Source organism: Pantoea sp. X-Soil-YNGN-775 (genome assembly GCF_059730575.1).
The window spans coordinates 3,296,602-3,312,154 of the sequence record NZ_AP035945.1 but is presented as its reverse complement, the minus strand read 5'-3'; the positions used below and the strand labels follow the sequence as shown (position 1 = coordinate 3,312,154).

The 15,553-nt window shown below is 56.9% G+C and carries 16 protein-coding genes; 12 read left to right on the top strand and 4 right to left on the bottom strand.

The window, feature by feature from the left end; all coding sequences use genetic code 11:
• The first annotated feature begins 11 nt into the window (after nt 1-11).
• From AC6I8I_RS15385 to AC6I8I_RS15375, 3 genes are all read left to right on the top strand, one after another.
• Nucleotides 12-329 (top strand): PTS sugar transporter subunit IIB, encoded by a 318-nt coding sequence (locus tag AC6I8I_RS15385; RefSeq protein ID WP_312056044.1) that lies wholly within the window; start codon nt 12-14, stop codon nt 327-329.
• A 95-nt stretch (nt 330-424) separates the two neighbouring features.
• Nucleotides 425-1,198 (top strand): FCD domain-containing protein, encoded by a 774-nt coding sequence (locus AC6I8I_RS15380; RefSeq protein WP_033733824.1) that lies wholly within the window; start codon nt 425-427, stop codon nt 1,196-1,198.
• Nucleotides 1,198-1,647, top strand: coding sequence for a GNAT family N-acetyltransferase (locus AC6I8I_RS15375; RefSeq protein ID WP_312758433.1), 450 nt, complete (start codon nt 1,198-1,200; stop codon nt 1,645-1,647). Before AC6I8I_RS15380 ends, AC6I8I_RS15375 begins: the two co-directional genes overlap by 1 nt.
• 40 nt (nt 1,648-1,687) lie before the next feature.
• On the opposite strand, the gene AC6I8I_RS15370 is transcribed toward AC6I8I_RS15375, so the two are convergent.
• The 4 genes from AC6I8I_RS15370 to mutH all read right to left on the bottom strand — a co-directional run bounded on the left by AC6I8I_RS15370 (nt 1,688) and on the right by mutH (nt 4,693).
• Complete coding sequence (locus tag AC6I8I_RS15370; RefSeq protein ID WP_312056029.1) at nt 1,688-2,728, bottom strand: NADP(H)-dependent aldo-keto reductase; 1,041 nt, start codon at nt 2,726-2,728, stop codon at nt 1,688-1,690.
• Nucleotides 2,729-2,868: 140 nt separating this feature from the next.
• Nucleotides 2,869-3,087 (bottom strand): YgdI/YgdR family lipoprotein, encoded by a 219-nt coding sequence (locus AC6I8I_RS15365; RefSeq protein WP_031376196.1) that lies wholly within the window; start codon nt 3,085-3,087, stop codon nt 2,869-2,871.
• Between the two features lie 118 nt (nt 3,088-3,205).
• On the bottom strand, nt 3,206-3,916 hold the full coding sequence (locus AC6I8I_RS15360) for a TerC family protein (RefSeq protein WP_031376195.1): 711 nt from the start codon (nt 3,914-3,916) through the stop codon (nt 3,206-3,208).
• A gap of 99 nt (nt 3,917-4,015) precedes the next feature.
• Nucleotides 4,016-4,693, bottom strand: a complete 678-nt coding sequence (gene mutH / locus AC6I8I_RS15355) for a DNA mismatch repair endonuclease MutH (RefSeq protein WP_312056030.1) — start codon at nt 4,691-4,693, stop codon at nt 4,016-4,018.
• A 684-nt stretch (nt 4,694-5,377) separates the two neighbouring features.
• On the opposite strand from mutH, the gene rppH reads away from it, so the two are divergent.
• The 9 genes from rppH (at nt 5,378) to recC (ending at nt 15,453) form a co-directional block, all read left to right on the top strand.
• The gene (gene rppH / locus AC6I8I_RS15350; RefSeq protein WP_031376193.1) at nt 5,378-5,905 is read left to right on the top strand and encodes an RNA pyrophosphohydrolase; all 528 of its coding nucleotides are present in this window, start codon (nt 5,378-5,380) and stop codon (nt 5,903-5,905) included.
• 12 nt (nt 5,906-5,917) lie between these two features.
• Nucleotides 5,918-8,164: a phosphoenolpyruvate--protein phosphotransferase gene (gene ptsP, locus AC6I8I_RS15345; protein ID WP_312056031.1), complete on the top strand. Its 2,247-nt coding sequence runs from the start codon at nt 5,918-5,920 to the stop codon at nt 8,162-8,164.
• Nucleotides 8,165-8,427: 263 nt separating this feature from the next.
• A complete protein-coding gene (gene lgt, locus AC6I8I_RS15340; RefSeq protein WP_312056045.1) occupies nt 8,428-9,309 on the top strand; it encodes a prolipoprotein diacylglyceryl transferase in 882 nt (293 codons plus the stop codon).
• Complete coding sequence (gene thyA, locus AC6I8I_RS15335; protein WP_069728874.1) at nt 9,306-10,100, top strand: thymidylate synthase; 795 nt, start codon at nt 9,306-9,308, stop codon at nt 10,098-10,100. Before lgt ends, thyA begins: the two co-directional genes overlap by 4 nt.
• 190 nt (nt 10,101-10,290) lie before the next feature.
• Nucleotides 10,291-10,761 carry a prepilin-type N-terminal cleavage/methylation domain-containing protein gene (locus AC6I8I_RS15330; RefSeq protein WP_312056032.1) on the top strand — a complete coding sequence of 157 codons (471 nt, stop codon included), beginning with the start codon at nt 10,291-10,293 and terminating at the stop codon, nt 10,759-10,761.
• Nucleotides 10,758-11,285 (top strand): prepilin peptidase-dependent protein, encoded by a 528-nt coding sequence (locus AC6I8I_RS15325; protein ID WP_497828038.1) that lies wholly within the window; start codon nt 10,758-10,760, stop codon nt 11,283-11,285. Before AC6I8I_RS15330 ends, AC6I8I_RS15325 begins: the two co-directional genes overlap by 4 nt.
• Nucleotides 11,282-11,686 (top strand): DUF2509 family protein, encoded by a 405-nt coding sequence (locus tag AC6I8I_RS15320; protein WP_312758422.1) that lies wholly within the window; start codon nt 11,282-11,284, stop codon nt 11,684-11,686. Before AC6I8I_RS15325 ends, AC6I8I_RS15320 begins: the two co-directional genes overlap by 4 nt.
• The gene (locus tag AC6I8I_RS15315) at nt 11,661-11,972 is read left to right on the top strand and encodes a prepilin-type N-terminal cleavage/methylation domain-containing protein (protein ID WP_312758419.1); all 312 of its coding nucleotides are present in this window, start codon (nt 11,661-11,663) and stop codon (nt 11,970-11,972) included. The genes AC6I8I_RS15320 and AC6I8I_RS15315 overlap by 26 nt, the downstream gene beginning before the upstream one ends.
• Before the next feature lie 103 nt (nt 11,973-12,075).
• Nucleotides 12,076-15,453 carry an exodeoxyribonuclease V subunit gamma gene (recC, locus tag AC6I8I_RS15310; RefSeq protein WP_497828037.1) on the top strand — a complete coding sequence of 1,126 codons (3,378 nt, stop codon included), beginning with the start codon at nt 12,076-12,078 and terminating at the stop codon, nt 15,451-15,453.
• The last annotated feature ends 100 nt before the right edge of the window (nt 15,454-15,553 follow it).

Genomic DNA, 15,553 nt, shown 5'->3' with positions numbered 1-15,553 from the left:
AGGAAGCGATGATGAAACGTATTGTGCTGGCCTGTGCCGCAGGCATGTCGACCTCAATGGTGGTAACGCGGATGGAAAAAGAGGCCGCCGCGCGTGGATTAGCCTTCCACATCTACGCGATTCCCGAGCAGAATCTGCAAGAGGAGCTGCAAAATTACGGCAACGAGGTGGTGGCGGTGCTGCTGGGGCCGCAGGTGCGCTTTAAGCTGGAAGCGAACAAAAAACTGACCGACAGCTATCAGTTGCCGATTGCGGTAATCGATTCTGTTGCCTATGGCACTCTGAATGGTGCAAAGGTACTCGATCAGGCGCTGGCTTTGATACACTGAGTCTCAGTTTGCGGGTCACTTCTCTGGCTCGCAGGCATTGTCGCGCAGGGAACGGCGGCAATGCCGTTAGCGCAATGATTGCAAAGGGTGACAGCGTGGACAAAGCCGAAGCGCCGCAAGAAAAAAAGCAGTATCAGGAAATTGGTCAGCATCTGCGCCAGCAAATCAGCGACGGACACTATCCGGTGGGATCGCGCCTGCCGCCTGAACGTCAGCTGGCTGAAACCTGGGGCGTCAGCCGGACCATCGTCCGCGAAGCGCTATTAATGCTGGAGCTGGAAGGGACGGTGGATATTCGCCAGAGTTCCGGCGTCTATGTGATGCGCATTCCCTCCGCCAGCGATGATGAAGAAGAGGCCTTTTTCCGCAGCGATGTCGGCCCGTTCGAAATGCTGCAGGCGCGTCAGCTGCTGGAGAGCAACATCGCCGCGTTTGCCGCTAAAATGGCCACCAAAGCGGATATTGAAAACCTGCGCCGCACGCTGGAGCAGGAACAGCGCGCCATCGCCGCCAACGACAGCAGTCAGGATAACGACAAGTTATTTCACCTATTGCTGGCGGGAGCCAGTCAGAATCAGATGCTGCTCGACACCGTCACCAGTATCTGGCGTCATCACGACAGCAGCCCGCTGTGGCAGCAGCTACGCCCTCAGTTTGAAACCCGCGCCTACCGGCTGAAATGGCTGGGCGATCACCAGACCATTCTGGCCGCGCTGCGTCGCCGCGATGTGATGGGCGCATGGCAGGCCACCTGGCAGCACCTGGAAAATGTGAAAAACACCCTGCTTGAGCTGTCGGATGCGGATGCGCCAGACTTCGACGGTTACCTGTTTGATTCAGTGCCAATCTTCCAGGGAAAACTGATGTAATGGAGATTGTGCCGCTCAGCGCCGTGCCCCATTTTGCCGATCAGATCACCGAATGGCAGTGGCGCGCTTTCGGCGACCCCAACAGCCGTGACTTCTTCGCCAGCATCGTCGCCAGCAGCCTGAGCGGCGCCGATTTCCCGGTCACCTTTGTCGCCGTCGAGGCGGGCAGGGCGATCGGCACGGCAGGCTTCTGGCGATGCGATCTGATCAGCCGTCAGGATCTGTTCCCGTGGCTGGCGGCACTCTATGTCGATGCGCCGGCGCGCGGCAAAGGCGTCAGCGACGCGTTGCAGCAGCGGGTGATTACACACGCCCAGGATCAGGGGTATTCGCGGTTGTGGTTATGGTCGACCTTCAGCGGCTACTATGACCGTTTTGGCTGGCAGCCGCAGGGCGAGGCGCTGGAGTATCCCGATAAGCGCGTGCAGCTCTATTATCGGGATATATAAGGTGTGCCAGCCGCACTCGTGGCGGCCGGCAGCGGAGGGCTCAGGGTGCCGGATAGGTATAACGGCGGTGGATCGCCTCAATGCCTTCCAGGATCTCTGCATTTAACGTCAGATTGAAGCTGTCGATGTTGGTCTGCAGCTGCTCAAGCGTGGTCGCACCAAGCAGGGTGCTGGCAACAAACGGCTGCTGACGCACATAGGCCAATGCCATCTGTGACGGATCAATCTGGTGCTGGTGGGCTAACGCCACATACTCGGCAATCGCCTGCTGCGACTGCTCGCCGCTGTAGCGGGTAAAGCGACTAAACAGCGTATTACGGGCACCGGCAGGCTGCGCGCCATTCAGATACTTACCGCTCAGGGTACCGAACGCCAGGCTGGAGTAGGCCAGCAATTCAACCCCTTCATGCTGGCTGATTTCGGCCAGACCCACTTCAAAGCTGCGGTTCAGCAGGCTGTACGGATTCTGGATGCTGATGATGCGCGGCAGTTCATGCTTCTCCGCCAGTTGCAGATAGCGCATCACGCCCCATGCGGTTTCATTCGACACCCCGATATAGCGAATCTTACCGGCGCGAACCTGCTCGGTCAGCGCTTCCAGCGTCTCCAGCAGCGTCACCTGGGCGGTAGTTTCACTGTACTGATAGCCCAGCTTGCCAAAGTAGTTGGTCTGACGCTGCGGCCAGTGCAGCTGATAAAGATCGATATAGTCGGTATTCAGGCGTTTCAGGCTGGCATCCAGCGCTTCACGGATGTTCTTGCGGTCCAGCGCCATGTTAGGGCGAATCGACGCATCATTACCGCGCGACGGGCCCGACACTTTGCTGGCCAGAATGATTTTGTCACGGCTGCCGCGCTGCTTCAGCCAGCTGCCAATGTACTGTTCGGTCAGACCCTGGGTTTCCGGACGCGGTGGTACCGGATACATTTCGGCGGTATCAATAAAATTAATGCCGGAACGAATAGCCAAATCCAGCTGGGCATGGGCGTCGGCTTCACTGTTCTGCTCGCCAAACGTCATGGTGCCCAACCCCAGCTGACTCACTTCCAGCGTGCTATGGGGAATACGATGATAGTGCATTGCCAGCTTCCTTTTCTTTATGGAATGGAATGTTGTGTCCTCAGGGACTATAGCGCGAGCAATGGCGGGGAAGGAAGGGGGAAAAGTCGGGGAAATCGCCTGCCAGTGGGGAATCTGTGGCAGGCGAGACAATTTCGCACTTAGCGTTCAATGATGGTCGAAACCTCATCGCCGTTAATCTGTACTGCGTGACCCGACTGATCGGTGTACTGCACCAGCCCGGTCTCTTTATCAATGGTCGGCTTACCTTCGGTCATAATCATCCGGCCATCTTTCGTTGCCATCACATAATCAGAACTGCATCCGCTTAACATCGCTGCGGTTAGTGCCACAATGGCGATACCTGCCCATCCTTTCATCACGCCTCATCTCCACACATCATCGACTGCAAAAAGTGTAGTAATAAATCGTTTTGCCGGCCGGAGTAATCGTAGGAATCTGAAAATTTGCGGGCGAGCACGCTCGCCCTTGACATTTCTATGCGGTTTTTTTCTTACTGCGCATCAGGTTAAGGCACTCAACCGCCATTGAGAAGAACATGGCGAAATAAATGTAACCTTTTGGTACATGCACCGCGAAACTCTCCAGAATCAGGGTAAAACCGACCAGAATCAGGAAAGCTAACGCCAGCATTTTAACCGACGGATGGCGCTCAACGAACTCACCAATGCTGCGGGCAGCGAACATCATCATCAGCACCGCGATCACCACGGCCGCCATCATGATAAACAGATGATCGGAGAGGCCGATGGCGGTAATCACCGAATCCAGACTGAAAATAATATCCAGCAGCATGATCTGCACGATCGCACCGAGGAACGAATGGACGTTAGATTTTTGTTCCGCTTCGTTACCTTCGATGGTTTCGTGGATCTCCATGCTCGATTTCCACAGCAGGAACAGACCACCAGACAGCAGGATCAGATCGCGGGCAGAGAACGCATGGTCCATCAGGGTAAACAGCGGATTCGTCAACCGGGCGACCCAGGCGATAGAGGCCAGCAGGGCCAGACGCATTAACATTGCGCCCAACAAACCGATACGGCGCGCGCTGGCTTGTTGATGCTTTGGCAGTTTAGCGACCACTAACGACAGGAAAATAATGTTATCAATACCCAGTACCACCTCAAGGATGGTCAGGGTTCCCAGTGCCAGCCAGGCGTTGGGATCGGCAATCCACTCAAACATACCTACATTCAATCCTAAACGAAAATTAAACGGGGATTATACGCATTGAATTTGCTTCTCTCCCACAAAATTGCGCCACATCAGATCAGAATGTCATTGTTAAAGCAGGAAGTGGCGCGCCAGCAGCGGTCCGGTAAAACTTTTTTTCAGGTAGAAACCGCGCGGTAAGGTTAGGATCGGTTGGCCGCGATCGCCAATTCCTTCGGTCAGGGCTTTACTGTTGGCTGCTTTGGGACGGATTTGCAGCCAGGCACCGTGCCGTGCCGTGATCTGCTCAACCCTGCCCAGCACGATCATATCCATCAGCTCCTCCCAGTCCTGCCGTAACATCTCATCTTCTTCCGCGTCGGGGCTCCAGAGTAACGGCGCGCCGACCCGGCGCTGCCGCAGCGGAATATCCCGCTGGCCTTCAACCGGGATCCACAACACCCGCGACAGTTTGTGTCGCACGTGGCTGTTCTGCCAGGTGACGCCACTGTTGCCGGTGAGCGGGGCGACGCAGACAAAGGTGGTTTCCAGCGGTTTGCCACTGGCATCAATCGGAATGGTTTTCAGTTCAATGCCGAGATGGGCGAAGTCCTGTTCGGCTTTGCTGCCGGCGCTGGCCCCGAGATGCAATTCCAGCAGCATACCGACCCAGCCTTTATCGCGTTTCAGATCGGCAGGCATCGTCAGGCCCGCCCGTTCGGCCAGCGTTTCCAGCGTTAACCCGGCTAAATCCTGCGCCCTGGCCAGCAGGGTGGCTTCATCTTCAGGCGGTGCTGGCAGGTAGTTCATATTAATGACTCGCAGTGCTCAAAAAATGTACAGGATGTTGCACAGTGGGTTTACCCGAAATATTTACCGTGCTGAGCGGGGATAATAACATGATAGATCGTGCTTTTTTTACTGATTGACCCTGGCAATATTATGGGACGCTTCAGGTTATCCCAACTTACTCGCAACAATGAACAGGATCTCATACCGGGTTATCCACAGAAAAATGGGATAACCGGCCTGACTGTGCGGTACTGGTTCCATTTACAGCCTTGACTTTCGCACTTTTGGGCATAATTTGCCCGCTCTGGCCTAAGGCTGAGCGATTCGTTGTGGATAAGATGCTGGCTGGTTAAAATTCGCTCAACTGTAAGGGGGGAACAGTTTTATCGGTCGATTAGCCGAGCCGGGATTTATCAGTTAGCTTGTTTTCATTATAATAATCATGATGATAATAAATTTTCCTTTTTTGGTATTACAGACGCATCCCGCAAGGTTATTCAGTTAACTCCCGCGTTCTGCACAAAGCTATCCACAGAAAAGGTGAATAAGATCGACTTTTCTGGCTGCGATTGTTTATAACTAGCGGCTTCTCTGTGAGTTATCCCGAAGTTTTGCGCTTAACACCCCGTGAATCCAGTGGTTTACCGCCTGTAAGGAGTGTGAAACAATCAGGCTATTCAAATTTAGCTTTGAGGTAGTCCGGTGATCGATGATGATGGCTACCGCCCGAATGTTGGTATCGTAATTTGTAACAGGCAGGGACAAGTGTTATGGGCCAGGCGCTTTGGACAGCACTCCTGGCAATTTCCTCAGGGAGGCATCAATCCCGGTGAAACCGCTGAACAGGCGATGTATCGCGAACTGTTCGAAGAAGTAGGGTTACACCGTAAAGATGTTCGAATACTTGCATCTACCCGTAACTGGTTGCGCTACAAGTTGCCAAAACGTTTGGTGCGTTGGGACACAAAGCCGGTATGTATCGGCCAGAAACAAAAGTGGTTTCTTCTGCAGTTAATGTCTAATGACGCGGATATCAATGTGCAGCACAGCAGCACGCCTGAGTTCGACGGCTGGCGCTGGGTGAGCTTCTGGTATCCGGTGCGTCAGGTTGTCTCCTTCAAGCGCGACGTCTATCGTCGGGTAATGAAGGAATTCGCTGGCGTGGTGATGTCTATGCAGGAGAGTGCGGGGCAGCGAAACAATCCTGCCCATCGACGTAAGAGAGGATAGGCCACGCCCTTTATGCTCACTCAGTTGCGCGAAATTGTAGAAAAAGTGGCGAGTGCGCCGCGTCTGAATGAAGCACTCGACATTCTGGTCAATGAGATCTGTCTGGCGATGGAAACGGAAGTCTGTTCCGTTTACCTCGCCGATCACGATCGTCGCTGCTATTACCTGATGGCGACGCGCGGACTGAAAAAGCCGCGCGGCCGCACCGTGACGCTGGCGTTTGACGAAGGCATTGTCGGGTTAGTCGGCCGTCTGGCCGAGCCGATCAACCTTGCTGACGCGCAGAGTCACCCCAGCTTTAAATATATCCCCGCAGTTAAAGAGGAGCGCTATCGCTCCTTCCTCGGCGTGCCTGTTATCAGCCGTCGCCAGTTGCTTGGCGTGCTGGTGGTCCAGCAGCGTGAACATCGCCAGTTCGACGAGAGTGAAGAATCGTTTCTGGTGACGCTGGCCACACAGATGGCGGCGCTGCTGTCGCAATCGCAGATGGGCCAGCTGTTTGGCCAGTTCCGCCAGACCCGGGTGCGCGCGATTGCGGCAGCACCCGGTGTGGCGGTGGCACCGGGCTGGGTCGATGAGACGCAGCCGCTGCTCGATCAGGTTTCCGCCGCGTCCACGCTGGACGTTCAGCGCGAACGTGAACGCCTGTCGCTCGCCATGAGCGAGGCCGCCAGTGAGTTCCGCCGCTTCAGTAAACGATTTAGCGCCAGCGTGCAGAAAGAGAGCGCGGCGATCTTCGACCTTTACTCGCATCTGTTAACCGATGCCCGGCTGAAAAAAGATCTGTTCGATGAGATCGAACGCGGATCGGTGGCGGAGTGGGCGGTTAAACAGGTAATCGAGAAGTTTGCCGAACAGTTCGCCCGGCTGACCGACAGCTATCTGCGCGAACGCGCAGGCGATCTGCGGGTGCTCGGTCAGCGGCTGCTATTTCACCTTGATGATTCGCTGGTGGGCACCAATGCCTGGCCGGAGCGCTTCGTGCTGGTGGCCGATGAGCTGACCGCCACCTCGCTGGCTGAACTGCCGCACGAACGGCTGGCTGGGGTAGTGGTGCGCGACGGCGCGGCCAACTCTCACGCGGCGATCCTGACGCGCGCTATGGGTATCCCGACGGTGATGGGCGCCGATATTCTGCCGCATCAGCTGAATAAACGGTTGCTGATCGTCGATGGTTACCGTGGCGAGCTGTTAATCGACCCCGAACCGGTGCTGGTGCAGGAGTATCAGCGTCTGATCAGCGAAGAAAATGCGCTGAGCAAGATGGCGGAAGGAGTAGTCGATCAACCAGGTGAGCTGAAAAGCGGCGAGCGCATACAGGTGATGCTCAATGCTGGTTTAAGTCCGGAGCATGAACAGGCGCTGGGCAGTTGGGTTGACGGCATCGGTCTTTATCGTACCGAAATTCCCTTCATGCTGCAGAATGGCTTCCCGTCAGAAGAGGAGCAGGTGGCGCAGTATCAGGGCATGTTGCAGCTGTTTCACAACAAGCCCGTCACGCTGCGCACCCTCGATGTCGGTGCAGATAAACAGCTGCCCTACATGCCGATCAGTGAAGAAAATCCCTGTCTGGGCTGGCGCGGCATCCGCCTGACGCTTGACCAGCCGGAAATTTTTCTGGTGCAGGTCCGGGCGATGCTGCGGGCGAATGCGGCATCCGGCAATCTCAGTATTCTGCTGCCGATGATCAGTCATATTGATGAAATCGACGAAGCGAAACGGCTGATCGACCGCGCCGGTCGTGAAGTAGAAGAGATGCTGGGCTATGCCATCCCCGCGCCGCGCATTGGCATCATGATCGAAGTGCCGTCGATGCTGTTTATGATCCCGCATCTGGCGTCGCGCGTAGATTTTGTTTCAGTCGGCACCAACGATCTGACCCAATATCTGCTGGCGGTGGACCGCAATAACACCCGCGTGGCCAATCTTTACGACTCGCTGCACCCGGCGATGCTGCGCGCGCTGCACGCCATTGCGTATGAAGCCCGTCTGGCCAATCTGGAACTGTGCCTGTGTGGTGAAATGGCGGGCGATCCGATGTGCGTCGCGCTGCTGGTGGGCATGGGTTATCACCATCTCAGCATGAACGGTAAAAACGTGCCGCGGGTAAAATACCTGCTGCGCCATCTGGATCATGAAGAAGCGCAAAAGTTGAGTGAGCAGGGAATGAATGCGCATACCGCCACCGAGGTGCGTCATCTGGTTTCGACCTTTATGGAGCGTCGTGGACTGGGCGGATTAATCCGCGGCGGTCGCTAAGCGCCACTTCAGGCTATTTTATTTGCCATTCTGCTCCTGGGCAGTGCTCACAATCCTCACGTACCGCGTGTACGCTCCGGTTGTTGCGCGCTGTCCGTGACCAGACTGGCTGCAACAATATACGCCTGAAGGGTCAGACTCTGGGCGTTATCCGCGTTTACATTTGCGGGACAATTCACAAAACCGGCTGTGCTATGATGCGCAGCCTTAATTTATGTGCCTGACAACGCCCCTTTTCAGGGCTGAAAAATAGACGGTGAATGATGAATAACGGCTATATTGCATTTCCGCAGTTCGATCCGGTGATCTTCTCAATCGGGCCGGTTTCGCTGCACTGGTACGGTCTGATGTATCTGGTAGGTTTCGTTTTCGCCATGTGGCTGGCGGTGCGCCGTGCCAATAAGCCCGGCAGCGGCTGGAAAAAAGAGGAAGTGGAAAACCTGCTGTATGCCGGTTTCCTCGGGGTGTTCCTGGGCGGGCGTATTGGTTACGTGCTGTTCTACAATTTACCGCTGTTCCTCGAAAATCCGCTCTATCTGTTCAAAGTCTGGGATGGCGGCATGTCGTTCCACGGTGGCCTGATCGGGGTGATTGTGGTGATGCTGGTGTTCGCTCGCCGTACCAAACGCAACTTCTTCCAGGTGGCTGATTTCATCGCGCCTCTGATCCCGTTTGGTCTGGGTGCGGGCCGTCTCGGCAACTTCATTAATGGCGAGCTGTGGGGCCGTGTCGATCCGGGCTTCCCGTTTGCCATGCTGTTCCCTGGCTCACGCAGCGAAGATGTGGCGCTGGCCGCCACCAACCCACAGTATCAGGCGCTGCTCAACACCTACGGCGTCCTGCCGCGTCATCCTTCACAGCTTTATGAACTGATTCTGGAAGGGGTGGTGCTGTTTATCATCCTCAACCTGTTTATCCGTAAGCCGCGCCCGATGGGCAGCGTCTCTGGCCTGTTCCTGATCGGCTACGGTGCATTCCGTATTATCGTCGAGTTCTTCCGCCAGCCGGATGCCCAGCTAGGCCTGTTTGAAGGCGGGATCAGTATGGGGCAGATTCTCTCCGTTCCGATGATTATCGCCGGTATTGCCATGATGATTTGGGCCTATCGTCGTCGTCCACAGCCACAATTTCGCGAGGAAAAATGAAACAGTATCTGGACCTGATGCAACATGTGCTGAATGAAGGCACGCCAAAAGCTGACCGCACCGGTACCGGCACGCTTTCAATTTTTGGTCACCAGATGCGTTTCAATCTGCAGGAAGGTTTTCCTCTGGTCACCACTAAAAAATGCCACATCCGTTCGATCATTCATGAACTGCTGTGGTTCCTGAAAGGTGACACTAACATTGGTTATCTGAAGGAAAATAACGTTTCTATCTGGGATGAGTGGGCGGATGAACAGGGCGATCTTGGCCCGGTTTATGGCAAACAGTGGCGCAGCTGGGGCACGGCCAGCGGCGAGCAGATCGACCAGATCAGCAAGGTGATCGCGCAGCTGAAAAGCGACCCCGACTCACGCCGGATTATCGTTTCAGCCTGGAACGTCGGTGAACTGGATCAGATGGCGCTGGCACCGTGCCACGCGTTTTTCCAGTTCTATGTGGCTGACGGCAAACTCTCCTGCCAGCTTTACCAGCGCTCCTGCGATATCTTCCTCGGCCTGCCGTTTAATATTGCCAGCTACGCGCTGCTGGTACACATGGTGGCGCAGCAGTGCGACCTGCAGGTCGGCGACTTTGTCTGGACCGGCGGCGATACCCATCTCTACAGTAATCATCTGGAGCAGGCACGCCTGCAGCTGACCCGTGAGCCGCGACCGTTGCCGAAGCTGGTGATCAAGCGCAAGCCCGCCTCGCTGTTTGACTACCAGTTTGATGACTTCGAAATTGAAGGTTACGATCCGCATCCGGCGATCAAAGCGCCTGTCGCAATCTGATGCCTGCTGTGAAAAGCCCCGGCGCTGCCCTGCACGCCGGGGCTTTTTTTTAGCTAGCTGCGGCAAAATATGCGGCATGGCTCGCAGCGTCATGCCAGTAAATGTCGGATGATCGCCTTCTTTGTGACCCCTTTTCCAGCCGTATAACAACCCGCTTGTCCCCGCTTTATCCACCCGGCACGCTAGCCCGATGAAAACACACTTGTTACGCGGCTTTACCCTGCCGGAACTGCTGGTGGTGATGGTGATTGCCGGAATACTGAGCCTTGGCGCTCTTCATGGCTGGCAGCGCTGGCAGCAACGGCAGCAGCTACGCGACACCGCTCAGCAACTGCAGGGGTTTCTGTTGCGGCTCCGTGCGCAGGCTTACCGGCAAAATCGCGACCTGGTCCTGTGGGCACGGCCGGGAAAGCCCTGGTGTATTGGCGGCGGCAGTCTGCCGATCGGCGGGTGTCAGGCCGGAAAGCGCCTGCATTTTATCGCACCCTATGCTGGGGTGAGGTTATACGCGCTGCGCGGTGAGCCGGGCTTTTACGGCCGTCGCAACGTCGCCCGGGCGGGCAGTATTGAACTGGAGAATGAGGCTGGAGGGCTGCGGCTGATCATTTCCACCCGCGCGCGCATCCGCTTTTGTTTTACCGACGCCGGGGCCTGCCGTTGAAAACCGCCGGCTTCAGCCTGCTGGAAATGCTGATGGCGATGGCGATCGGCGCAGTCCTGATGGTCAGCGCCGGACGTTTTTTACCGCTGCTGCTGGGCGAGAATGTCGGGATGCTGCAACGGGCACAGTTGCGTCAGGAGCTGCAGCAGATCATCGCCACGCTGGAAAAGGCAGTGCGACGCGCAGGCTATTGCCACGGTGAGTGCGGCAACGGCGCGCTGACCCTCAGTGAGAACTGCCTGTTACTGCGCTCGGATGAAAACAGCAACGGTCAGTGGGACGGGGTTAACCAGCCGGACAGCGATTACTACGGTTATCGCCTGCGGTTGCAGCAAATGGAGATGCAGCGCGGGGTTAATGACTGTCGCGCGGGCGGCTGGGAACGGCTTTCCGATCCGGCTTTCCTGACGCTGGAGCAGTTCAGCGTAACCCGCCAGCAGAGGCAGATCCACCTGCGGCTGCAGGGACGGGCCGGGCGCTGGCTGGAAACGGTAGAAAGCTGGGTGGAGGCTGAAAACCTGTGAAGCAGCAAGGCAGCAGTACGCTGGGGATGGTGTTGATGCTGTTAGTGATCGGCAGCCTCACGCTGCACGCCAGCCGGAAAATGTTAGAACAGGGGATGCTGCTGCTGGCTGATGAGCAGCAGTTTATTCAGGATTTCTGGCGGGCGCAGTCAGCGCTGCAGTGGGGCCTGGCCCTTAGCTGGCCAGCGGGCGAAACGGTTCGTTGCCAGCATGACGAACGCCAGGGATGGCGCAGTTGCTTACAGCGAGGTGAAGATGGAGAAGGTCTGCTTAAAGGTGAAGCCAGTGACAGTGGAACGGCGGTATGGCAATGGGTCACTATCCAGCAGAGCCGTATCCGGCCGCTACCGCACGGCTGGCTCGACTACTGCCCGCATGCCAGAGTGGACGACTGCCTATGAGACAGCAGGATTCAGCCTGCCAGAAGCGTTATTTGCTCTGCTGTTAATGGCATTAAGCAGCAGCGCCCTGTTGCAGTATCATCGCGCGCTCACGCTCGGATTCAGCCAGCAGTGGAATCAGCGTGAGGCGTGGCGGGTGGCGGAACAGCGGCTGATCGGGCATGAGACACCCGGCTGGCGCGCTACCCTGCAAACCCGGAGCGGCCCGGCGGGCTGCCGACTGGAACGCGCCGACGTGCTGGGGCCGCAGCAGCGCAGCGCCAGCCTGACGCGATTACGCTGTTAAACCACCCGACTGACGCCCTTTTTATGGGCTTCAACCGCGATACGCGGTAGAGTTACCGGGCCGCAATACCGCAGTAATGTTATGAGTCACCACAGGAGTTTTCATGTTTCACGTTTATCACTCTAATCAGCTTGATGTGCTGAAGATTCTGGCGGCTGCGGTGATTAAACATGATCCTCTGGATGATCCTTTCGCCTCTGAAATGGTGCTGGTGCAAAGTCCGGGTATGGCGCAATGGCTACAAATGGAGCTGGCGCAGACCTTTGGTATCGCAGCTAACATTGAATTCCCGCTGCCGGCCAGTTTTATCTGGGAGATGTTCGTCCGGGTGCTGCCTGATATTCCGGTCGAGAGTGCCTTCAGCAAAGCCAGCATGAGCTGGAAGCTGATGCATCGGTTGCCGGTGATGCTGGAGCATGAGGAGTTTATCTCGCTGCGTCACTATCTGCACGACGATGGCGATAAGCGAAAACTGTTCCAGCTGAGCTCACGAGTGGCGGATCTGTTTGACCAGTATCTGGTTTATCGCGCCGACTGGCTCAACAGCTGGGAGCGCGGTGAAACCATTGACGGGCTGGGCGAGGCGCAGCGCTGGCAGGCGGCGCTGTGGCGCGATCTGGTCAGTTATACCGAAACGCTGCGTCAGCCAAAATGGCACCGCGCCAATCTCTATGCGCGATTTATCCAGACGCTGGAGCAGGCGCAACACACGCCGGAAAATCTGCCGAAACGGGTCTTCATCTGCGGCATCTCCGCGCTGCCGCCGGTCTATTTACAGGCGTTGCAGGCGCTGGGCCGCCACATAGATATTCATTTGCTGTTTACCAACCCCTGCCGCGATTACTGGGGCGATATTCAGGATTATGCCTTTCTGGCTAAGCTGCAAAGCCGCCAGCGTCGGCGTCATGGCGCGGATGAGCCGCGCGGATTGTTCCGCGATGTGGCACAGGCGCCCGCGTTATTCAATGATGCCGGCGAACAGCAGCTGACCAATCCACTGCTCGCCTCATGGGGCAAACTGGGACGCGACAATTTGTTTCTGCTTAGCCAGATGGAGGCCAATGACGACATTGACGCCTTTGTCGAGGTGGAAGAAGACAATCTGCTGCACTGCCTGCAGTCCGATCTGCTTAACCTGCAGGACAACGCCGTGATCGGACTCGACGCTGCGGAACTGTCGCACAGCGATCAGAAACGCCGGCTCGATCCGCAGGATCGTTCGGTGGCGGTGCAGGTCTGCCACAGTGCTCAGCGTGAAGTCGAAGTGTTACAGGATCATTTGTTAGCGCTGATGGAGGCTGACCCGACGCTGAAAGCGCGTGACATTATTGTCATGGTGGCCGATATCGACGCCTATGCACCGTTTATTCAGGCGGTTTTCGCCAATGCCTCGGCAGATCGTTATCTACCCTTTGCCATTTCGGACCGCCGCGCCAGTCAGGCGCATCCGGCAATTGTGGCATTCCTGCATTTGCTGGCGCTGCCGGACAGTCGGTTTGTCTCGGAGGATGTGCTGGCGCTGCTGGATGTGCCGGCGCTGGCCAGCCATTTCGCCATTGATGAAAGCGGGCTGCGCCTGTTGCGGCGCTGGGTCAGTGAATCGGGCGTGCGCTGGGGGCTGGATGACGCCAGCGTAGAAGCTTTATCATTGCCGATTACCGGTCAGCATACCTGGCGTTTTGGTCTGCAACGCATGCTGCTGGGCTACGCGATGGAGAGCCACAACGGGGACTGGGAAGGGATTCTGCCGTACGATGAATCGAGCGGCCTGGTGGGTGAACTGGCTGGCCATCTGGCGGAGCTGTTGTCGCGGCTTAACCACTGGCGGCAACTGCTGGCCGAGCCGCGGCCACTGCAGGCGTGGCTGCCGCTATGCCGGGAATTGCTGAACGCATTTTTCAGCCCCGATGCCGAAACCGAAGCGGCGCTGCTGCTGGTGGAAGAGCAGTGGCAGACGCTGATCGAATATGGCATGGATGCCAGGTTTGAAGAGGCGATTCCGGTCACGCTGCTGCGTGACGATCTTCGCAGCCGGCTGGATCAGCAGCGTATCAGTCAGCGATTCCTGGCCGGGCAGATCAACTTCTGTACCCTGATGCCGATGCGTTCGATCCCGTTCAAAGTGGTCTGTTTACTGGGCATGAATGATGGCGTCTATCCGCGCACTTTAGCGCCGTTAGGTTTCGATCTAATGCAGCAGCAGTCACGCAAAGGCGATCGCAGCCGCCGTGATGATGATCGTTACCTGTTTCTTGAGGCGCTGATTTCTGCACAACAGCAGCTCTACATCAGCTATATCGGCCGGGCAATTCAGGATAATACGGAACGCTACCCGTCGGTGCTGGTCACAGAACTGCTGGATTATATCGGGCAGAGTTTTTATCTGGACGGCGATGAAGAACGCGATCTGGATGAGAGCGCTGAGCGGGTGCGGGACCATCTGCAACATCTGCACAGCCGGATGCCGTTTGCTGCCGAGAATTTCCAGCCTGCCGCCAGGCTGCAGAGCTTTGCCCGCGAATGGTTACCTGCCGCACAGGGCGCAGGCCAACCGCAACCCGATTTCGTTCAGCCGCTGGACGCGCCGTCGATTGAGGCGTTGACGCTGGAGGCGTTTCTGCGCTTCTGGCGTCATCCGGTGCGGGCGTGGTTTCATCAGCGGCTCGGGGTCAATTTCTGGCTGGAAGAGAACGAACTGCCCGACAGCGAACCGTTCGCCCTCGACAATCTGGAGCGCTATCAGATTAACGCGCAGTTGCTGAATGCGCTGGTGGAAGGAGAGGATACCCAGCGGCTCTATGCGCATCACCGTGCGGCGGGTAATCTGCCTTACGGCGCATTTGGCGAACTGTTCTGGCAGGCGCAGCGTGATGAGATGCAGGAAGTGGCGGCAGAAGTGGTGACGCAGCGCAGTGAAGGCGAGAGCTGGGAAGTCAATCTGCAACTGGAACAGGTCAGCCTGACCGGCTGGCTCACCCAGGTGCAGGACGACGGCCTGTTGCGCTGGCGGCCTGGCGTGCTGAACATGAACGACGGGCTGCTGCTCTGGCTGGAACATCTGGTCTATTGCGCACTGGGCGGCACCGGCAGCAGCCGGATGTTTGGCCGGCAGCAGAGTCGCTGGCGCTTTCTGGCGCTAAACCCGCCAGCGGCCGTCGCGGCACTGAATGACTATGTGGCGGGCTATTTCGCCGGCATGCGTCAGCCGCTGATGCTGCTCAACAAAAGCGGCGGGGCCTGGTTAACGGCCAGCTATGACAAAAAAAGTCAGCAGCTTCTGACCGATGAAGCGACCCAGCTTAAAGCGCGTAATCGCCTGCTGACCGCGTGGTCAGGCAGTTATCAGGTCGAGGGAGAAGGCAGCGATCCCTACCTGCAACGCCTGTGCCGCGTGCTGGATGAAACACAGCTACAACAGATAACTGAGGCGGCACAACGCTGGTATTTACCGGTGCTGGCTGCACATCAGGATGATGAATAGCAGGCCAGACAGCAGATTTGCTCACTGGCCAATTACACAGAAAGTTTGCTCTGCTTTGAGCCGCGGTGTCAGGCACCGCCGGTTTATTGGGTAACGTAAG

What these genes read in the sequence shown, in the direction of transcription:
- AC6I8I_RS15385 (WP_312056044.1), top strand. Translation starts at nt 12, where the DNA reads ATGAAACGTATTGTGCTGGCCTGTGCCGCAGGCATGTCGACCTCAATG.
- AC6I8I_RS15375 (WP_312758433.1), top strand. Translation starts at nt 1,198, where the DNA reads ATGGAGATTGTGCCGCTCAGCGCCGTGCCCCATTTTGCCGATCAGATC.
- AC6I8I_RS15370 (WP_312056029.1), bottom strand. Translation starts at nt 2,728, where the DNA reads ATGCACTATCATCGTATTCCCCATAGCACGCTGGAAGTGAGTCAGCTG.
- AC6I8I_RS15365 (WP_031376196.1), bottom strand. Translation starts at nt 3,087, where the DNA reads ATGAAAGGATGGGCAGGTATCGCCATTGTGGCACTAACCGCAGCGATG.
- AC6I8I_RS15360 (WP_031376195.1), bottom strand. Translation starts at nt 3,916, where the DNA reads ATGTTTGAGTGGATTGCCGATCCCAACGCCTGGCTGGCACTGGGAACC.
- mutH (WP_312056030.1), bottom strand. Translation starts at nt 4,693, where the DNA reads ATGAACTACCTGCCAGCACCGCCTGAAGATGAAGCCACCCTGCTGGCC.
- ptsP (WP_312056031.1), top strand. Translation starts at nt 5,918, where the DNA reads ATGCTCACTCAGTTGCGCGAAATTGTAGAAAAAGTGGCGAGTGCGCCG.
- lgt (WP_312056045.1), top strand. Translation starts at nt 8,428, where the DNA reads ATGAATAACGGCTATATTGCATTTCCGCAGTTCGATCCGGTGATCTTC.
- thyA (WP_069728874.1), top strand. Translation starts at nt 9,306, where the DNA reads ATGAAACAGTATCTGGACCTGATGCAACATGTGCTGAATGAAGGCACG.
- AC6I8I_RS15330 (WP_312056032.1), top strand. Translation starts at nt 10,291, where the DNA reads ATGAAAACACACTTGTTACGCGGCTTTACCCTGCCGGAACTGCTGGTG.
- AC6I8I_RS15315 (WP_312758419.1), top strand. Translation starts at nt 11,661, where the DNA reads ATGCCAGAGTGGACGACTGCCTATGAGACAGCAGGATTCAGCCTGCCA.
- recC (WP_497828037.1), top strand. Translation starts at nt 12,076, where the DNA reads ATGTTTCACGTTTATCACTCTAATCAGCTTGATGTGCTGAAGATTCTG.